Origin of the sequence: Bacillus sp. AY18-3 (assembly GCF_008042305.1) — a bacterium.
In the GTDB taxonomy this organism is placed as follows: Bacteria; Bacillota; Bacilli; order Bacillales; family Bacillaceae_G; genus Bacillus_A; species Bacillus_A wiedmannii.
In genome coordinates this window covers 295,505-315,205 of record NZ_QKQR01000004.1, presented here as the reverse complement: position 1 = coordinate 315,205, position 19,701 = coordinate 295,505, and the positions used below count along the sequence as shown (strand labels likewise).

Genomic DNA, 19,701 nt, shown 5'->3' with positions numbered 1-19,701 from the left:
TAAAATGGAACTGAAAAAATGCCGTTTTTGCCACTCATTACTAACAAATACTTTTCTAGATTTAGGTGTTTCCCCTCTCGCTAACTCATTTGTAGATCCAGAACACTCATATAAAATGGAACCATTCTATCCACTGCACACGTTTGTCTGTCCCTCTTGTTTACTCGTACAATTAGATGAATTTGAATCTCCTCACAATATTTTTCATGACTATTTATACTTCAGTTCTTACTCATCAAGCTGGCTACTACACGCTAAGCAATATGTAGAAATGGCGATTAAGCGTTTCAACTTAACCAATCATTCGAAAGTGATTGAAATCGCGAGTAACGACGGGTACTTATTACAATACTTTCAAAAAGAAAATATCGAAACGTTAGGAATTGAACCAGCAAAAAATGTAGCAGAAATCGCTATCCAAAAAGGAATTCCTACTGAAGTGAATTTTTTCAGCAATGACTTTGCAAAAAAATTACCAAAAGCTGATTTAATCATCGCAAATAACGTATTGGCACACGTCCCGAACTTACATGATTTTGTCGCTGGTTTAAAAACGTTATTAAAACAAGACGGAACAATAACAATTGAATTCCCGCACTTATTAAATCTCATATCCTTTAAACAGTTTGATACGATCTACCATGAGCACTTCTCCTATTTCTCACTTATAAGTCTTCAAAAAGTTTTAGCTCATCATCATTTACAAATTGTCGATGTAGAAGAGCTTGCAACGCACGGTGGTTCCTTACGTATTTTTGTAAAACATCATAGTGACAAATCCACTATCCATTCCAGTGTTACAAAATTAATCGAAAAAGAAGTAGATCACGGGCTAAATACATTAGATTGTTATCTCCTTTTTTCTAAACGCATCGAGCAATTGAAAATAAATATTTTAAAGTTTTTTATCGAAGCAAAAGCTTTAAACAAACAAATTATTGGTTACGGTGCACCAGCTAAAGGAAACACCCTTTTAAATTATTGCGGAATAGGAAAAGAATTTTTAGCTTATACAGTAGATAAAAACCCTCACAAACAAAATCTCCTACTACCAGGAACACGCATTCCAATAAAATCTCCAGAAGAAATTAAGCGTACAAAACCTGATTACATTCTCATACTCCCTTGGAATTTGAAAGATGAAATTATGAAAGAATGCTCTTTCATTCGTGAATGGGGCGGCAAATTTTTAGTAACCATTCCAGAAGTTGAGGTAATTGAGCCATGAAAAAAATTCTTGTAACAGGCGGTAGTGGATGGATTGGTAAATATGTTGTAAATTCTCTTATACAAAGGGGCTATGAGGTGCACGCCACTTATCATACAAAGAAGCCTTCTCACATCCCTTGCCACTGGCATAAAGTAAACTTACTTTGTGATGAAGAAGTAAAAAAACTCATTTACGACATGAAGCCTAGTCATCTCATTCATTTAGCTTGGGAAGCAGTGCCGCCAGCTTGTTATGTATCTATTAATAATTACTATTGGCTTACATCCAGCATCTCATTGATTCAGCACTTCACAACATGCGGCGGAAAGCGAGTCGTTGTTGCCGGCACCGGCGCAGAGTACGAATGGTTTAACGGCGTACTATTTGAAGATTCACCGCTTCTTTCCTATAAAACACCGTATGCATTATGTAAAAACGCACTACACTCTTGGCTACAAACGTACGCTGAGCAAACCGGCCTCAGCATGTGTTGGGGCCGCATTTTTCATATGTATGGCCCTCACGAACAAGGGAATCGGCTCGTTTCTAACATTATCACTTCCTTATTAAAAAATGAGGAAGCACTATGTACACATGGAAAACAATCAAGAGATTTCCTCCATGTGAGCGACGTCGCTGATGCTCTCGTAACAGTATTAGAACATGGCGTTACAGGCACAATCAATATCGCTTCTGGTCAATCTGTACAAATTAAAGAATTAGCTTCTATCATTGCTAAAAAGTTAGGAAAAGAACATTTAATTAAACTAGGTGCGATCCCTTTCTCTAAAGACGAACCTTTATTCGTCGGCGTTAATGTAGAGCGTTTAAAAACTGAAGTAAATTGGAAACCAACATACGATCTAAATACTGGGATCGAAGAAACAATTTTATGGTGGGAATCATTTATAAAAAAACATAACGATACGCACCACTAAAACGCAAATCCTTCGTCCCTCTCGCTAAATCCTTATACCATTCTTCTAATTTTTCAGGTGTAATAATATGATGTGTTCCCATTCCCCCATGCTTACTAGCTTCAGAAAGAGTCGGGCCAATTTGTAATTTCCTCTTTCTCATCGCATCGTTCCAAGGGCTGAAACCAAACCATGCAATACACGCAAGTGGCGGATAAATCATAGATTCATGTGCAGATAAATGTCTCCCAACCGTATAACTTCCGTGTTCATGATTATGAATAAATCTACCTCTTCTCCATAACGCCCAATCTTCTGGTAAATAACCATGAAATCGCTGTTTCATTAAAGGTATTCCAAAGTTAAGGTCCGGATAATTATAGTTAAGATCATCGACCATAATAAGCCCTTCCAGCCAATACATCCTCCCTCCCAATTCATTCAGGGATTTCCAAAACTGATTTTTATCTTGCACACAAAGAAACTCGGTCGTATTTAAAATTATTTTCCATCCTTTTACTTCTTGTTCTATCCTCATCACTTCATGATCTGTCGCTAATGCATCAAATTCTGGATTTGCAGAATCTCGTACTTCCCAGTGTGGTGCGAATTTTTTACAAATTTCAACCGAACGATCTGTTGAACCTTTATTAATTAAAATGCCATGATCAAACAGTTTCGTATGATGAGCAAGCCACCACGGTAATAAATACTCTTCATTGTAAAAATGAGAAATAACGGTTGTAGTTATAACAATCTCCTCCTCGTTCTCTATTAATCTACTTTTTCATCCTACTCTTACTATACTTAGCAGTTATGTAATTGGTTTCTTTTATTTTTAAAATATGTTTTTCTACCATATACTATGCTTTCTTAGACAACCACCATTTTCTAAAGAAACATCCCAATAAACTGAAAATTAAGTTATAATATCTTTATTAAATTATGAAGGAGGAATGCACTCATGTACTACAACACTTCATTCGAAAACGATCAACCTGTAAGCCGTCTATAAACTAAGGCGGGCATTCATATAACACTTAACACTATGCCTCGTCTTAGGGAACTCATAAAACCCTAAAAATAGACGGAAGTACTTTACATGAAACAAACAATTTTAGGAGCTATATGTTTATCACTAGCAGCTAGTATATGGGGCGGTATGTATGTTGTTAGCAAATATGTACTCGACTTTATCCCACCACTGACACTCGTTTGGCTACGCTTTATTATCGCTTTCGTTGTTTTATATTTCATTTTGAAAATAGCTGAGAAAAAGCAAAAGAAAAAAGTAACCATTCACAAAAAAGATTGGCTACTCTTCGCCTGGATTGGATTTATCGGATATTTCATTTCGATTACTTGTCAATTTATCGGAACAAAATTATCTGACGCTCATACAGGCTCTTTAGTAACATCAGCTACACCTGCATTTATGGTTATATTTGCAGCGATCATTTTAAAAGAAAAACTAACCGCTCGTAGACTGCTATCTACTATCATAGCGACAATCGGTGTAATTATCGTAATCGGATGGGATATTGAAATTGGCTCCTATTTTATCGGTACAATCATATTAGTCGGGGCCGCTATTACGTGGGCTTTACTATCCATTTATGTGAAGATTGCTTCAGCTCGATTTTCATCCTTAGTTATTACAACGTACGCCATATTCTTTTCACTCTTTTTCATTACACCTTTTATGATATGGGAACTACAATCAACCTCTATCGAAACAATAAATACGTACGTAATATTAGGCGTAGTATATTTAGGAGTCGTCTCAACGGCAGGTGCCTTTTTCCTTTGGAATAAAGGGTTAGAATTAATGGACGCAAGCATCGGCTCGTTATTTTTCTTCTTCCAACCTATCGTCGGATCATTGCTTGGTTGGTTACTCTTAAATGAGACATTAAATATTAACTTTTTTATTGGTGGTATTCTTATTATATGTAGTGTTTTCATTACTACTTTTGAAAAGAAATGAAAAAATAGGCAGAGATTCTTAATCTCTGCCTGTTCCACATTCTTTACGCACTCCAATGCGATGGACGGGACAACACTTTCGGTAATTTCGTATGTTTATCCCCTTTCGCTGCATTAATTTGAACTTGCGTCAGAAAAATACTATTTGTGAAATCCGCCCCGCGAATATCTGCATCTCGCAAATCTGCCCCGATAAGATCTGCTCCTCTTAAGTTTGCTCCATTTAAGTTAGCCGCAATTAAGTATGCCCCTCTTAAATTCGCTCCTTGCAAATCTTTCTTTTTCAAATTTGCCCCCATAAGATCTGCTCCGCGGTGACTAATTCGTTTCTTACGCGCAGCATTCATTTCCTTCCAAACTAGCTCACTCGTTTCTAAAAGTAACACATTTACTTCCGCACGGTGTAATGGAATATTTACTTTCATTAACTCGTCCGCATTTAAATTTGATAAGCGCTCTGTCTCTCCAATTGCTTTACTTAGTTCTTTATGAATCGATTGTGTCGCCTTCAAAAGAATAGCCTCATTCAAATACCACAGTATTTCATGAAGCTGATGCATAACTGGAAAAGCATCGTACATTTTTCTCGCATGCTTAGCATCTTTCCGCCAATCAATCCCGTTAAACGTAACTTGCGAAATCTTCTGCCCAGCCCCGAAACACTCAAACACTGTACAACCTTTATAACCTTTTCCTCTAAGATTTTTATGTATGCTACATTTAAAATCTGTTTGTAAGTTAGAACATGGTGTCCCGCCATCTTTATTCACCGCAAAATCTACCGATGCTGCGAACGGTAACGCCACGCAACATAAACCGAAGCATTTTTCGCAGTTTGCTTTTAAATGATCGTTATGATTAGTCAAAATATATACCCCCTGTTGTCTTTTGACTATTTCATAATATTCCAACCTTATTAAATAATCAATTTAAAAATAAATGAGCTTCTTTCATTTCAAATCATAACTTTATCATTCGATTTCCTTTCAATTGAAAAAGACAGCTTCTATCTAATGAATTATAATTAAATTATAAATATTCAAACTAAAAGGAGACTTACTATGGCACTCGAAATGAAAACAAACTGTCAAATTTGCGATCAATCTCTCGAATCAAATTCCGAAGCCTACATTTGCGTGTATGAATGTACATTTTGTGCACCGTGTACAGAAGAAAGACAAAACGTTTGCCCAAACTGCGGCGGCGAATTAGTACGTAGACCGAAAAAGAAACAATAAAAAGCAAAGCGATATCGCTTTGCTTTTTTACTGTTTTTGGGATATATAGAAATTCTACCAATCACAAATTAAACGTTCAAAAACTTCACACAAACAGGCTCTGGTACAATAACATCAGATTGTAACAATGTTAACTCACCTGTCGTTTCATTTCTTGAAAATAGCACAAGGTTATGTGACTTTTCATTTGTAGCAAGAAGAAACTTTTCAGTCGGATCTAATACAAAGTCCCTCGGCCAATTTCCTTCTGTAAATGTATGTGCAACAAATGTAAGCTGGCCTGAATTTTGATCCACACTGAAAACAGCAATACTATTATGACCGCGATTCGCCGCATACACAAAACGGCCGTCAGAAGAAATATGAATCGCACTTCCTTGACTATTGTCATCAAATTCTTTTGGAACGGTAGAAATATACTGCAACTCTGTAAAGAACCCTTCTTCCGGATTATATGATAATGCAATAACTTCCGAACTAAGTTCAGTCATTACATACGCATACTTTCCGTTCGGGTGAAAAGTAATATGTCTAGGACCACTTCCTGGGTTCACAGACAAGCTATTCACTTCCTTTAACTTACTATCTTTTATTTCATACGTAATGATTTTATCAATTCCTAAATCAACGCCTACCACATATTTTTCATCAGGAGTATATCCCGCGTAATGCGCATGTGGTTTTTCTTGTCTTTCTTTATTTGGACCAGAACCTTCATTTGCCATAATCGATGTAACAGGATTTACAGTTCCATCTTCTTCATTAACTACGAAAGACTCAATTGTTCCTTTATGGTAATTTGCTGTAACTACCGTACCGTTTTCACTATCCACACTAATATGACAAGGAGAAGCCCCTTCTACTACTTGTCTGTTTTGTTCCGTTAGCTCTCCTGTATAACTGTTAATCGAATAAGCAGCTACACCACCAGCTTCGCCTTCCTTAACAACAGAATAGAGATATTGATTATTTTTGCTAATCGTTACATATGTAGGGTTATCCAGCTTAGCCGCAAGCGTTACATTACTAACTTTTTGTGCTTCTGTATTTAAAGTAAAAGTATATATCCCTTCACTATTTTCTTTCGTGTACGTTCCAACATATCCAATAAACTCTTTGTTATCCGTCATTTTCATAACCCTCTCCCTATAGTTTTTGTTCATCATACTTCTTACCAAGTTCATAAAACTATTTTTGATTGAAAGAATATCCTAAAAAATCGGAGTACCTCTTTATAAGTTACCATATTTTTCTGCCAAATAACCTCTAAACCCATTTTTTCTGAAAAGCTGCTATACTTTCATATTCTTCTTCCAAGTGACGGGCCAAACGAATATAGATCGGTATTAATTCTTTATATTTCTCCACACTTTCCATGTTTGGCTCATGATAAAAATTGGCACCTACCATATTAGAAACTACATGTAATGTATTTATTTCACCTAAACTATATAAACCAAGGATAGCTGCTCCTAGACAAGAGCTTTCGAAACTTTCAGGAACATATACGTCTTGATGAAAAATATCTGCCATCATCTGTCTCCAAAGTTCCGATCTTGCAAAGCCACCTGTCGCTTGAATTTTTTTCGGTTCGCCAATTAGCTCTTTTAAAGCAAGAAGAACTGTATACAAGTTATAAATGATTCCCTCTAAAACAGCACGGATAAGATGCTCTTTCTTATGATGTAGTCCAAGCCCAAAGAAAGACCCCCGCGCATTCGCATTCCATAAAGGAGCTCTTTCTCCTGCTAAATACGGATGAAATAATAAACCATCAGATCCAGGATTAACTTTTGCTGCTATTTCAGTAAGCAATTCATAAGGATCTTTTCCTAAGCGCTTCCCATGCTCAACTTCTAACGCACATAATTGGTCACGAACCCACCTAAAAATCATACCACCATTATTCACCGGTCCACCAATTACCCAAAGGTCCTCAGTTAACGCATAACAAAAAGTCCTACCCTTCGGATCCGTTACAGGATGATTTGTGACAACTCGCACTGCACCGCTCGTACCAATTGTAATAGCAACTACTCCAGGTTTTATTGCATTCACACCTAAATTCGATAGTACTCCATCACTCGCTCCTATTATAAAAGGAGTAGTAACAAGTACATTCATCTCTCTTGCAAATTCTTCATCTAATCCTATTAAGGTGTGCGTAGTTGGAACGAGTTTAGAAAGCTTTCCCTCCGAAATTCCTGCAACACGAAGAGCTTCTTCATCCCATTTTAAAGATTTCAAATTGAACATTCCTGTTGCTGATGCTATAGAATAATCAATTACATATTCCTTAAATAACTTATAGAAAACATATTCTTTAATAGAAATGAATTTATAGCTATTTGCAAATAAATCAGCATGTTCATTTTTAAGCCAAACTAATTTCGAAAGTGGTGACATAGGATGGGGTGGTGTTCCAGTACGAAGGTAAATTTCATGACCATTCATATCATTCTTTATTTTTTCTGCCCAACTTGCACTTCTATTATCTGCCCAAGTAATGCATCTCGTTAACGGCTTCCCTGCTTCGTCTACAACAATGACACTATGCATTGCCGAACTAAAAGAAACACAAAGAATATCAACTGGCTGTACATTACTTGATTGTATAGTCTCTTTAATCGTATGTATGACTGCTTGAAAAATCTCTTCTGGATCTTGTTCTGCTATTTCTGGTGCGGGCGAATATAAAGGATATTCAATCCCATAGCTTGCAATTACAGATCCATCGATCGAAAACAAAACTGCTTTTGTACTAGTTGTCCCAATATCTACACCAATCATATATTTCGAACTCACTATGTAACCCCTTTCAAATCATTCCTATAACAAAAGAGCACCATGGTGTCTACAAAAAGACGCTCCCTTATGAGAGCTACGTTTTCATAAACTTCACTCTCATAAGGGGATCCTTTTTATAACCATTGTGCTGTTTTGAAAATGCATGGTGTCTTTTCATATCGCTGCTTTTACGTAATAAGGTACCAAACTCGAGATTTATTTTAAAGGATGAAGTTACATAGAGATTGGTCCTCTCGTGAAAAAGCAATTTGTGTAAACTTTACTTCCTTATAACTTAGGCGCCTTCGCCCAATCCGCAGCAAACTTCTCAATACCTTGGTCTGTTAATGGATGCATAGCAAGTTGTTCAATTACTTTATAAGGAATTGTTGCAATGTGAGCACCTGCCATTGCTACACGAGTGACATGGTCTGGATGTCTAACAGAAGCCGCAATAATTTGTGTATCTAATTGATGAATATCGAACAATTCAGCTATTTTAGCAACTAATAGTACGCCATCTTCAGAAATATCATCTAGGCGACCTAAAAATGGTGAAACATACGTTGCACCTGCTCTAGCAGCTAAAAGGGCTTGGTTCACAGTGAAAATAAGTGTAACGTTCGTTTTCACACCTTTTTCAGTAAGGTAGCGACAAGCTTCTAATCCTGCTAGCGTCATCGGAAGTTTTATCGTGATGTTTTTATCACCACCGTTAATTTTAATCAGTTCTTCTGCTTGAGAGATCATTTCTTCAGCTTCTACAACATCTGGAGTTACTTCTGCCGAAACAGATTCAACTTTAGACACTGCCTGACAAATTTCTGCAATACGGTCTTCAAACTTAATGCCCTCTTTCGCTACTAAAGAAGGATTCGTTGTAACGCCGGCTAAAACTCCAAGTTTATATGCTTTTTTTATGTCCTCAAGATTTGCAGTATCAATAAAAAACTTCATAATTCATTCCCTCCATTTTTTAAACATTAACGAGTTATACTTTTAAAATGTTTATTTCTTTTCTACTGCATGTCCGCCAAACTCATTACGCAGTGCTGCTACAACTTTTCCTGTAAATGTATCATTGTCTAATGAGCGGTAGCGCATTAATAGAGACATTGCGATAACAGGAGTTGCTGTTTGAAGGTCTAATGCTGTTTCTACTGTCCATTTTCCTTCACCAGAAGAATGCATAACGCCCTTAATTTCATCCAGTTTTGCATCTTTAGAAAATGCGTTTTCAGTCAATTCCATTAACCATGAACGAATGACTGAACCGTTGTTCCATACTCTTGATACTTTTTCATAATCGTAATCAAATTCACTCTTCTCTAAAACCTCAAATCCTTCACCAATAGCAGCCATCATTCCGTATTCAATTCCGTTATGAATCATTTTTAAGAAGTGACCGCTACCAGCTTTTCCTGCATATAAGAATCCATTTTCTACAGCTGTATCACGGAAGATAGGTTCAACGATGTCCCAAGCTTCTTGATCTCCTCCGATCATGTAACAAGCTCCATTACGCGCGCCTTCCATTCCGCCAGAAGTTCCTGCATCCATAAAGTGAATGCCATCTTTCTTTAGTTGCTCATATCGGCGAATTGACTCTTTATAATGTGAATTACCAGCTTCAATTAAAATATCTCCTTTTGATAGCAATGGTGTAACTTCATCAATAACAGAATCAACGACAGCGTGTGGTACCATAACCCAAAGAATTCTTGGTGATTGTAATGATTGAACGAGTTCACTTAAGCTAGATACACCTGTAGCACCATACTCTTTCATTTCTTCCACTGCACTCGTATTTAAATCAAATGCTGCTACTTCATGTTTATGATCCATTAAATTCTTCCCTAAATTTAATCCCATTTTACCTAAACCAATTAATCCTACTCTCATAATATAATTCCTCCTTGAATTACCTTTCATCATAAATACATGTTAATAAAATGATGAATATCTTTTTGTCATATTGTTTTACATATAAAGAAACGTATGAAATACCTTCATGTAAGAATGTACTTATTTTTTCACTTCCTCATCTAACCACCATTTAAACTCACTTTCTTGTAATAGAGCATTTGCAGCATCTGGACCATACGAACCCGACTTATATTCATGAAGTGGTAACAAGTTTTCTTCGAATGCTTCAAGTATTGGCTGCACCCATTCCCATGACAATTCAACTTCTCTCCAGTGTGCAAAGAATGTAGAATCTCCACATACAGCATCATAGATAAGCCTTTCGTAAGCTTCAGGTATTCCCACACCTGTTTGCTCACAAGTAAAATGAATACGGATCGGTTCAAGCTCTCCATTGTTCAATGGATTTTTACTATTTAATTGGAGTGAAACATTTTCATTTGGGCTAATTTCAATGATTAACAAATTAGGCGCTGCATTTGGATTACTATCTTGATACTGCTGTTTTAATGTATTTTTAAACTCAATTACAATACGAGTAGACTTTTCTTTCATTCTTTTTCCTGTTCGTATATAAAAAGGAACATCAGTCCAAAATGGGTTATCAATCCATAAGCGAGCCGCAACAAATGTATCTGTTTGAGAAGAAGGATTTACTCCTGGCTCCTCTCTATACGCCACAACTTGTTGTCCTTTTATCTCCCCTGAAGCATATTGTCCGCGAATGATATGGTTTTGAACGTCTTCTTTTTTCACTTTACGAAGAGTCTCCATCACTTTTCGTTTTTCCTCACGAATTTCACATGCATTAATCTTTTCCGGCAGATTCATAGCAGTCATCATTAATATTTGCAGCATATGATTTTGAACCATATCGCGAATGGCTCCTGCATGATCATAATATGCTGCCCTTTCTTCTACCCCAACCGTTTCACTAGCTGTTATTTGTACATTCGCTATATGTTCTTTATTCCAAATCGATTGAAGAACAGGATTTGCAAATTCAAGTGCTTCAATATTTTGAACCATCGGTTTACCTAAATAATGATCAATACGGTATATTTCGTCTTCTTCAAACGTTCGACTAAGCTTATCATTCAGCTCTCGGGCAGATGTAAGATCATGACCAAACGGTTTCTCAATCATTAGACGCTTCCATCCATCTGTTTTATCAAGTCCACTTTCTTTAATATTTAAAGCAATGGTCTCAAAGAAGTCAGGAGTAACTGAAAGGTAGAACATTCTATTCCCTTGTATATTTTGTTCTTCTTCCCTTTCATGTACTACTTGTAATAACCTTTTATAATCTTCTGGCTTATTCACATCTAACGGACAATAACGAAAATACTCTAAAAAATCTTCTATTTTCGGAGTACCTTCTTCTCTGCGACGAGAAAAAGTTTCTATGGATTCTTTTACTCTTTTTTGAAAATCTAAATGAGATACTTCACGTCTTCCAAGCCCGATAACAGATATTGGCTTTGGAAGCTTTTGATCTCTATATAAGTTATATAGCGCGGGGTAAATTTTCCTTTTCGCTAAATCCCCTGTCGCTCCAAATAAAACAAAGGTCATCGATTCCAATTTCAGTCCTCCTCGTGATGTATAGTCATTGCCAATATAGTAAGAATGCATTGTACAGAAGCTACTATTATTGTTGATCCAATCTTACTTCTTAACTTCTAATTTTTTATATTTGTCGCTTTCTAATTGTCCCCAATATTAATAGTGGCAATTCAAAGCATTTTCCCCACATCCTACTTACTCAGTTACACTTACATAAAATAACTCAATTACAAAAAGTAATTAGGTTATTTTATGTCTATCATATTAACTACATAGATTATTATCGTCAAGGAAAGTGTCTTGAATTAAAGATTTTTCATTTCGTAACATCTTATTAAAAATATGTTCATGTACTGAATTATTTTTATGAATGCCTTAAATGATTTTTAACTGCCCTTATAACTAATTCATGATCTTCTTCTGGTGGTAACCCTGAAACTGTTATCATTCCAATAACTCCTACATCTTTTATTTGCACAGGAACGCAACCACCAAACGCAGCATAATCCGACCTATCTAAAAGATACTTTTCATTATATGGAACACCCGTTATTTCACTTTGTATTTGCATATAATACGAGCTATGATTGTGCAAAGAAACAACTCGTTTTTTACGCTCAATCCATTTCGTATTTTCCTCAGTTGTCCCCGTCATCTTGAAATGAAATAATTGCACACCATTTTTCGCTATATCAACAGCAATCAATTTCCCTTCCTTTTTCGCTGTTTCAACGATAAATAAACCTATTTGCAGTGCATCTTCATTTGTAAAAGAGGAAAATTGAAGTGTTTCCTCCTCTATTAAAATTTGTTTACTTATTTCATTCAAATTTGAAGTACTCATATGTTTATCCCCCTTACTCACTTTATGCCACATTGCTATTTTTAAAATTATGCGACCCTACCGTACGGACTTTCCATATAACTAATAACGTAAAGCTTATTCTTTTCTTCTTGGTGCTATTATGAATTATATTTAACGCACTAAAAATGTATGTCCTCTAGCGCTAAACATTTCGTATAGAAGTTTTCTTCCAGCTACTACTTACAAGCAACTGGTTCACTAAAAGTTTTATCTAGGATATTCATTCAACCAAAGGAATGCTTGTTCATAATCATCGAAAAATTTTACATATTTTTTTGTATTAGATTGTTGTAAATAATTCAGTATCTCCCCTTCTTCAAGGAGAAAAGCAATTGCCTTACTGTGATTCAAAATCGTTTCATTGAAAAACTTATCTTTCCATACTTTTTGAACAGAAAAATGATCTGGCGTGTACCCTTTTCTATCTACCAGCAATTTGTATTTCCGTCCCTCGGAAATGAATTGCTGACAAACTTGCTCGAAGCGATTAAACCATTCATAAACATCATCTGTTTTAATCTTGCCTATAAGACGAGTAACAATTATATCTCCGGAAACCGTTGTACTAATATTCAGTTTACTCAATCTGAAATCATCTCCCTTAGTTACAATTATGCGTGAATCCCTCATAAAATCAATAAGATCAAACTGTAACGCATTAAAAAGGGACAGACTCTCCAAACGGAGAAACCTGTCCCAAAATCGTTCTATTTTGCATTAGAACTAACAATCGTGAATTAGAATAATGATTTAATACTTGCTAAAACAGTAAGTACACCTACAATAATAACAAATACGTTACTCATTTTCCCTTTGTATTTAGCTAGTACTGGTACTTTTTGAATCGCATACATCGGTAATAGACATAAGATAGCAGCAACTAATGGACCGCTTAGAGAATCAATAAGTCCAAGAATACTTGGATTTGTATAAGCAACAAACCAGCATGATAATACAACAAAAGTAAGGACGATTGTTTTAATTGTTTTTTCTTCAATAACTTTTCCACGTGATTTACCGAACTTAATAATCATGTCACGCATTACTTCAAATGCTCCGATATAATGGCCAAGGAAAGATTTTGTAATAGCCACAAAAGCAATGATTGGAGCTGCAATCGTAATTACAGGTGAATTAAGCTCATTAGCAAGATATGAAAGGATTGATAAGTTTTGCTCTTTTGCCATTTTCAAATCTTCTGGAGTCAAGCTTAATGTACTACTCCAAACGAAGAACATAACTACAGCGAATGTCATGATATAACAAACTTTTTGTATTTGCGCACATTTAGCATCAGTAGCTTCTATTCCATACGTAGCTCTCTGTTTCACAACAAATGATGAAATCATAGGTGAATGATTAAATGAGAATACGATGATTGGTAGAATCAACAGTATCGTTCCAAAATATCCTGTTCCTGTTGAAGCAGTAGAAACAGCTGAAAAGCTAAGCATTGACGTATTCCACTGTGGAATTAAAGATATTGCGATAAACAGTAGAGAAGCTATGAAAGGATACACTAGCATACTCATGATCTTTACAGTAATATCTTGACCAAAATTCAGTATAGCGATAAGACCAAGAACTAATACAAGTGATAAAATAGCCCTTGGAGGCTCTGGCATGTGCAATTGATGCACGATAAAACTACTTGCAGTATTTGTAAGCGCAACCGAATACATTAGCACGATTGTATAAATTGAACCGAAATATACGATGTTAAAAATGATACTTGCTTTATTTCCGAAATACTCTCTAATTGTACCTGTGATCCCCTCATCAGCAGAATTAGAAGCGTATATCATTTTAGCAAGTGCCCTATGTGAGTAATACATAACTGGATATGCAAGCAATGTAATTAGTAGTAATGATAATAAACCACCTGAACCTGCATTAATCGGTAAAAAGAGCACCCCTGCTCCAATTGCAGTTCCAAATAGGCTCAATGCCCATGTAGTATCCTGCTTATGCCACTTTTTCGGATCTGCATATTGCTCATTTTCTAGTGCGATATTTTCAGCTTGAACTTCTATTTTCTTTGCAGTATTCCCGTTCATATAATAACTCCCCCTTGTATCCTATTCTTGCGTATCTCTTTATAGCTAACGAACATTCCCTTTTTTCGGAAAATAAATTCCTTACAAGTTGCCCCACATTGTATGTCCTTCATCATAATGAATCCAAATTGAAACATTCGCTAGTTAGCGTCCTAACATAAATGTTAGCGTTCACAAAAAAGTTTACTCGTACTATCCGCTCTTTATATAAAGACCGCTTAAGAGAACAATATTGAATAGACTTCATAAATACGTTGCAACATTTCTAATAACAGTGTGTTACTTTAATGGTTTCTCTTACTTACTTGTAACAGTAATTTTAGATAAACCGGCCTCTCTTCATTTATGAGGCATTTCTTTCTCAATTCTATACATCACTTTCATAACTTCGGCAGCATTTATGGTATTGATTACACAAGCCACTGAAGCACTTTACATACATTTCGCCTCTAATCACACGCCTTTCTTTCTATTAATCGCATTTTTTATATTTTCTCCAGAGATCATAAAATTTCTCTCGACGCCCTCATTATAACGTGTATATTTATAAAATTAATATTTTTATATTTTCAGAAATATTCAATGGATATAATTTTACATGGATAATAATTTACAGTTAGCATGCAACCCTTGTTCCTATCGCTTATAACGGAATTAATCAGCAAAAAACACAGTAAAATATTGTTTATTCAAGATACTCATTTTAAAAATTTTTATATTCTTCTTTATCTAAAAATTTTATTTTGATTTTAAAAAGATATTCTAATAAATAATTAACGTGGTTAAAAAGAAATTTCTTTTTAAATGCATAAACCAATTTTTAGGTTATATATTATCAACATTGCATTCATATACATTTTTAGGAAAATACATATTTTAACTTGATGACAATAAGAGAACCGCTAACATTTCGCAAAAATCTTCGCTAAACGAAAAAATAAAATAAGCTGCCCATATATGGACAGCTTATTTACATCATTATCATTGTTAGGTGTAGGCAAACGAATCACTTCAATGTCATCTTAATTTTAGTTTTTTCAAATCTTCTTCAGGGATATTTCTATGTTTGTATTGAATGGGTTTTATTTCATTTCCTTTTATACGAAAAGTAATTGTGTCCTCTCCATAAGGCGGATTGTGTGCCCCTTCAAAAGTTTGAATTTGCACAGTTACATAGAAAATATAATTTGCTTCGTCTTTTGTTATTTCAACAATTTTTTCAGAACCTCGGTACCAAAGCTTCGGTTCCTTATAATATTTTTCAACTTCTTTACTTATTGGTTCTAATAAAAGATTAATTACTACTTCTTTTAAATTTTTTTTTGGTACAGGTATTCTGTTAATCCTTTTTCTATTTACATTTATAATTTTCCAAAAACCACTTTTCTGTTCAACGGTATAAAGAACATTCGTACCATCCTCTTTCCAAAGATGAAAATAACCTTTAGTCCCCTTAATATATAATCGTGGTTCATCAATCCATTCACCTTCTGTTTGAACTATACCTAAAAACAGTTGAGTAAGCGGCGTTATCTTATAACCTATTTGATTAAAGTCACCAAACGAATAAAGTTCATAACCAGTTAAATCTATGTCAAAATATTCGTTGATTTCATTTTCACTTTTTCCAATTGCTTGAGCAGAAATACAGGGTAATAAAAAACTCAGAAGATATATGATGCTAATTATTTTTATTTTCATACCATCAATCACCTCTTTTATTAAAATGCAACAAAAGAGATGATATTATTGATTATTACACCATTAAACCTATTAAATACGAATAATGTAATCTTTAAAACCCCTCATTAACTAGCTCTTTTATCAAGTTTAATTTTGCAGAGAGCTCAATAAACCATTCTTCATCCCCTGTTAATAATGCAAGGTCTATAAGATAAAGGATTTGCTCCTTATTTATTACTTTTGATTCAGGGAGTTTGTTAACGTGTTTACTAAAGAGTAAAATCGCTTCGTTCATTGTGTACTTGTCGTCACGTTTCACAATGCTAACTGTAACTACATCTTCCACTTCATCAAGTGACACAATGTAACCAACTATGAATTCACCCTCATTTGATATTCCACGAACCCAATCTCCCACTTTTAAAACATGATTATTATTTGACATCATACTTTTCACCTTCTTATAAATATTTTTTGTAACGATAAAAAAGATATAAAAACTAACTTTAACTGTAATTCTTTTTATTACAGTTGTTTTTTAAGAACTCACGGCTACATAATAATTAAGCCGCTTAACGTTCTTGATTAATAAGGTCAACAACTTCTTTCATTGTATAATTCTTTAAATATTCACCTAGATGTTCTTCCGCACCTAAGAAAATAGCAAAAAGAACTTTCCGCATGTTCGAACCTACAATACACTGATCATTTGATTCTGGACACTTCGGCTGCAATGCACCTTCAGAGGTTATTTGATACATATTCCAAAGATTAATTTCACTTAAATCACGGGCAAAAATAAAACCTCCACCAGTTCCCTCTTTTGATTGTATAAACTTATGTTTTTTTAACAAACTTAGCACTTTGCGAATGCGTACTGGATGAACACCTGCACTTTCTGAAATAGCATTACTTGTTGACATCCGATCTGGCTGTAAAGCTAAATAAGTTAAACTGTGAATGGCCAAGGTAAAGTCGCTGTTCATCGTTGTCCTCCTACGATAAAAAATATGATTTCTCGCTTAGTAACATACTGTAGCCATAAATATTACAGATAGGTTAGTCAAACGTTAAAACATATAAGAATCATGCTTAGCATGAAAAAATAAATCCCTTTATATTCTATCAGAACTCCCCTATATCTCCTAACTTCATGTAGCTTTTTAAGTTGCAAATAAATTTAAACAGTCCACTGTTTCTTAACTTGTTCTTCTGCCAATTGTTTAATTTTTGTCCAAATCGTATCTTTACTCACAATAACATTTGTGTGATAGTTTCTATCTTTATAATTAACTGTAACACATACTTCAATCACTTCTGTTTCCTCCTTTCAAAATATTACTTATTAATTAGCCATTTTTTGCAATTCAATATTCAAAAATGTTCGAACGCTACGCGGTAAAAATTTGCGAATTTCTTCCTCGTTAAAACCAACCTGTAATCTTTTTTCGTCCAGCATAATTGGACGACGTAACATTTGAGGATACTCAATTATTAATTTATAAAACTCATTAAGCGAAAGCGCCTCAATATTTATATTTAATTCCTGAAAAGTTTTAGATCTAGTTGAAATAATTTCGGTAGCACCATCTTCAGTTAAACGAAGAATAGATTTAAGTTCATCAACTGTAAGCGAATTTGATACGATATTTTTTTCGGTATAATCAATTTGATGTTCTTCAAGCCATGCTTTTGCTTTTCGGCACGAACTACAGCTTGCTGTCGTATATAAAATCACCATATTTTACACACACTCCTTTACTTTTTAAATTATTATATAGATTATTGAAATGTATTAAAAAAAATTACAGTTTAGAATGAAATACACGTTATATTTTTTATTCGACAATATTTAATTTATCTGTTTTTTACAAACAATAGCAACTCACTTCTAAAAACTATACTGTAATTTTAAACTTTACAGTTCTATTAATCAACTGTTAAGTCTTGGATTAATTCTATTACTGTAAAAAATCATTTTCTTTTGTATGAATGTCCCTAGTGTTATGCTAACCAATTTCCAATGCACTTCAAAATACATTTTATTCATTTCTTGCTTACAAGTGCTATTATGGATTATATTTAGCCTAATAAAAAGTACGTACTTTAAAGTGTTATAGATACTAAAAAGTAACGTATAAACTTTCTAGTGCAGTTCTGCTTACTTCCCTCTTACATCATCGGTTATTATGAACGATATTTATCACAATAAATAGTACGCACTTTAAAGTGTTATAGGCACTAAAAAGAAATAATTTTAGTATTACAACGTATTTAGATCCAAAACTGTAATCTAAATTCATCAAAGGAGTTTTTTTATGAAAACATATAATATTCCTGTAGAAGCGACTTTAGAAGTTATTGGTGGAAAGTGGAAAGTTGTTATCCTTTGCCATTTAAAGAAAGGAACAAAAAGAACGAGCGAATTAAAACGTTTAATGCCTGGTATTACACAAAAAATGCTAACACAACAATTACGGGAACTAGAAGAAGACGATGTAATCCAAAGAAAAGTGTATGACCAAGTACCACCAAAAGTAGAGTATTCTTTAACAGATTACGGTTCCTCTTTAGGAGCCATACTCGATTCCCTCTGCACTTGGGGAGAAGTTCACCTTGAAAAAAACGGGAATACGTCCATGCTTATTACAGCCGATGAATAGTAGCTGTTCCTACTATATTGAAGACAAAAAAATAGGTTGAGGTAATACGTGCCCCAACCTATTTTTTATGCCTCTTTATATTTTTTTGCGGTAATGACTGTTTCAAATTCAAAGGTTTCCAGTAGATGATCCGCATAAGAATATTCAAAAGTTCGTCCATCCGTTAAGTAGGCCACTTGTTCAACTCTCATTAGGAAATCTTGATTTGTTAAGTTCATAAACTGCTTTTCTTGATCATCTGGGCGAACCCCTTTGACCCTAACAACGGATGTTCCCACTTCAAGTCCAAGTTTATTTTGAATGTGCGAGTAGATTGATTCCTCTAAAACCGAAGCTTCAACACCTGGGATGACCGAAATAGGCATCCATGTATGCTCCATAATCGTTGGAATACTGTGAATGATGCGGAGGCGAATGATTTTATAAACAAAATCACCGACTGAAACACCCAATTTTTCAGCAACTATTTCATCAGCACCTACAATCGTAAACTTGATAATTTTACTTTCTACCTCACTGCCGTAAACAGCTTTCGTACCTGTTAAAGTTTGAATCATTCGTGCTTTTTCCTGTTGACGCCAATCTTGAACCACCGTTCCACTTCCGCGCCGGCGAATGATGTAGCCATCTCTAACTAACAAATCCAGCGCTTTTTTAATAGTAAGGGCTGAAACGCCAAATTCTTCAGCAAGGACGGGACTACTTGGAATTTTTTCATTAATTTTATATTCGCCGTCTAAAATTTGCTGTTTAATTTTTTGGTAAATGCCGAGGTATTTTACTTGTGTTGATCCGCTTGCCAT

The 19,701-nt window shown here is 34.8% G+C and carries 21 protein-coding genes; 5 read left to right on the top strand and 16 right to left on the bottom strand.

Features of this window, described 5'->3' with window-relative positions; genetic code table 11:
- Positions 1 to 4: 4 nt before the first annotated feature.
- Together DM800_RS04225 and DM800_RS04220 are read left to right on the top strand one after the other, a co-directional pair.
- Positions 5 to 1,228, top strand: a complete 1,224-nt coding sequence (locus DM800_RS04225; RefSeq protein ID WP_088122708.1) for a class I SAM-dependent methyltransferase — start codon at positions 5 to 7, stop codon at positions 1,226 to 1,228.
- Positions 1,225 to 2,148 carry an NAD-dependent epimerase/dehydratase family protein gene (locus DM800_RS04220; protein WP_142954117.1) on the top strand — a complete coding sequence of 308 codons (924 nt, stop codon included), beginning with the start codon at positions 1,225 to 1,227 and terminating at the stop codon, positions 2,146 to 2,148. The genes DM800_RS04225 and DM800_RS04220 overlap by 4 nt, the downstream gene beginning before the upstream one ends.
- Here the strand turns inward: DM800_RS04220 and DM800_RS04215 are convergent.
- Positions 2,117 to 2,902, bottom strand: a complete 786-nt coding sequence (locus tag DM800_RS04215; protein WP_088064065.1) for a glycosyltransferase family 2 protein — start codon at positions 2,900 to 2,902, stop codon at positions 2,117 to 2,119. The two genes, DM800_RS04220 and DM800_RS04215, sit on opposite strands and share 32 nt — an antisense overlap.
- A 327-nt stretch (positions 2,903 to 3,229) precedes the next feature.
- Between DM800_RS04215 and DM800_RS04210 the strand changes: the two genes are divergently transcribed.
- Positions 3,230 to 4,114, top strand: a complete 885-nt coding sequence (locus tag DM800_RS04210) for a DMT family transporter (protein ID WP_088609545.1) — start codon at positions 3,230 to 3,232, stop codon at positions 4,112 to 4,114.
- 43 nt (positions 4,115 to 4,157) lie between these two features.
- Here the strand turns inward: DM800_RS04210 and DM800_RS04205 are convergent, their stop codons facing one another.
- Positions 4,158 to 4,979 carry a pentapeptide repeat-containing protein gene (locus tag DM800_RS04205; protein ID WP_060487779.1) on the bottom strand — a complete coding sequence of 274 codons (822 nt, stop codon included), beginning with the start codon at positions 4,977 to 4,979 and terminating at the stop codon, positions 4,158 to 4,160.
- A 195-nt stretch (positions 4,980 to 5,174) separates the two neighbouring features.
- Between DM800_RS04205 and DM800_RS04200 the strand changes: the two genes are divergently transcribed.
- Complete coding sequence (locus DM800_RS04200; RefSeq protein WP_002146550.1) at positions 5,175 to 5,351, top strand: DUF1272 domain-containing protein; 177 nt, start codon at positions 5,175 to 5,177, stop codon at positions 5,349 to 5,351.
- Positions 5,352 to 5,419: 68 nt separating this feature from the next.
- On the opposite strand, the gene DM800_RS04195 is transcribed toward DM800_RS04200, so the two are convergent.
- The 13 genes from DM800_RS04195 to spxA form a co-directional block, all read right to left on the bottom strand.
- Positions 5,420 to 6,481: a lactonase family protein gene (locus tag DM800_RS04195; RefSeq protein ID WP_147786510.1), complete on the bottom strand. Its 1,062-nt coding sequence runs from the start codon at positions 6,479 to 6,481 to the stop codon at positions 5,420 to 5,422.
- 136 nt (positions 6,482 to 6,617) lie between these two features.
- Complete coding sequence (gntK, locus tag DM800_RS04190) at positions 6,618 to 8,159, bottom strand: gluconokinase (RefSeq protein WP_147786483.1); 1,542 nt, start codon at positions 8,157 to 8,159, stop codon at positions 6,618 to 6,620.
- Between the two features lie 267 nt (positions 8,160 to 8,426).
- Positions 8,427 to 9,095: a fructose-6-phosphate aldolase gene (gene fsa, locus DM800_RS04185; RefSeq protein WP_147786482.1), complete on the bottom strand. Its 669-nt coding sequence runs from the start codon at positions 9,093 to 9,095 to the stop codon at positions 8,427 to 8,429.
- Positions 9,096 to 9,146: 51 nt separating this feature from the next.
- Positions 9,147 to 10,040: a phosphogluconate dehydrogenase (NAD(+)-dependent, decarboxylating) gene (gnd, locus tag DM800_RS04180; RefSeq protein WP_060487783.1), complete on the bottom strand. Its 894-nt coding sequence runs from the start codon at positions 10,038 to 10,040 to the stop codon at positions 9,147 to 9,149.
- Between the two features lie 123 nt (positions 10,041 to 10,163).
- The gene (gene zwf / locus DM800_RS04175) at positions 10,164 to 11,648 is read right to left on the bottom strand and encodes a glucose-6-phosphate dehydrogenase (RefSeq protein WP_147786481.1); all 1,485 of its coding nucleotides are present in this window, start codon (positions 11,646 to 11,648) and stop codon (positions 10,164 to 10,166) included.
- Positions 11,649 to 11,994: 346 nt separating this feature from the next.
- A complete protein-coding gene (locus DM800_RS04170; protein WP_179955664.1) occupies positions 11,995 to 12,507 on the bottom strand; it encodes a heme-degrading domain-containing protein in 513 nt (170 codons plus the stop codon).
- A gap of 195 nt (positions 12,508 to 12,702) precedes the next feature.
- Complete coding sequence (locus DM800_RS04165) at positions 12,703 to 13,125, bottom strand: STAS/SEC14 domain-containing protein (protein ID WP_255446936.1); 423 nt, start codon at positions 13,123 to 13,125, stop codon at positions 12,703 to 12,705.
- Positions 13,126 to 13,232: 107 nt separating this feature from the next.
- Positions 13,233 to 14,552, bottom strand: a complete 1,320-nt coding sequence (locus tag DM800_RS04160; RefSeq protein ID WP_046954708.1) for an aromatic amino acid transport family protein — start codon at positions 14,550 to 14,552, stop codon at positions 13,233 to 13,235.
- Positions 14,553 to 15,569: 1,017 nt separating this feature from the next.
- Positions 15,570 to 16,253: a DUF3888 domain-containing protein gene (locus DM800_RS04155; protein WP_142291786.1), complete on the bottom strand. Its 684-nt coding sequence runs from the start codon at positions 16,251 to 16,253 to the stop codon at positions 15,570 to 15,572.
- A 94-nt stretch (positions 16,254 to 16,347) separates the two neighbouring features.
- Positions 16,348 to 16,683 carry an IDEAL domain-containing protein gene (locus DM800_RS04150; protein ID WP_000987459.1) on the bottom strand — a complete coding sequence of 112 codons (336 nt, stop codon included), beginning with the start codon at positions 16,681 to 16,683 and terminating at the stop codon, positions 16,348 to 16,350.
- 124 nt (positions 16,684 to 16,807) lie between these two features.
- Entirely contained in the window at positions 16,808 to 17,221 is a 414-nt protein-coding gene (saiR, locus tag DM800_RS04145) for an Rrf2-family transcriptional regulator SaiR (RefSeq protein WP_001083471.1), read from the bottom strand.
- A gap of 194 nt (positions 17,222 to 17,415) precedes the next feature.
- Entirely contained in the window at positions 17,416 to 17,550 is a 135-nt protein-coding gene (locus tag DM800_RS04140) for a BA3454 family stress response protein (protein WP_000573513.1), read from the bottom strand.
- Between the two features lie 30 nt (positions 17,551 to 17,580).
- Positions 17,581 to 17,976, bottom strand: a complete 396-nt coding sequence (gene spxA, locus DM800_RS04135) for a transcriptional regulator SpxA (protein WP_000236196.1) — start codon at positions 17,974 to 17,976, stop codon at positions 17,581 to 17,583.
- A 577-nt stretch (positions 17,977 to 18,553) separates the two neighbouring features.
- On the opposite strand from spxA, the gene DM800_RS04130 reads away from it, so the two are divergent.
- Entirely contained in the window at positions 18,554 to 18,898 is a 345-nt protein-coding gene (locus DM800_RS04130; RefSeq protein WP_000860825.1) for a winged helix-turn-helix transcriptional regulator, read from the top strand.
- Between the two features lie 65 nt (positions 18,899 to 18,963).
- On the opposite strand, the gene DM800_RS04125 is transcribed toward DM800_RS04130, so the two are convergent.
- Entirely contained in the window at positions 18,964 to 19,701 is a 738-nt protein-coding gene (locus DM800_RS04125; protein ID WP_147786478.1) for a GntR family transcriptional regulator, read from the bottom strand.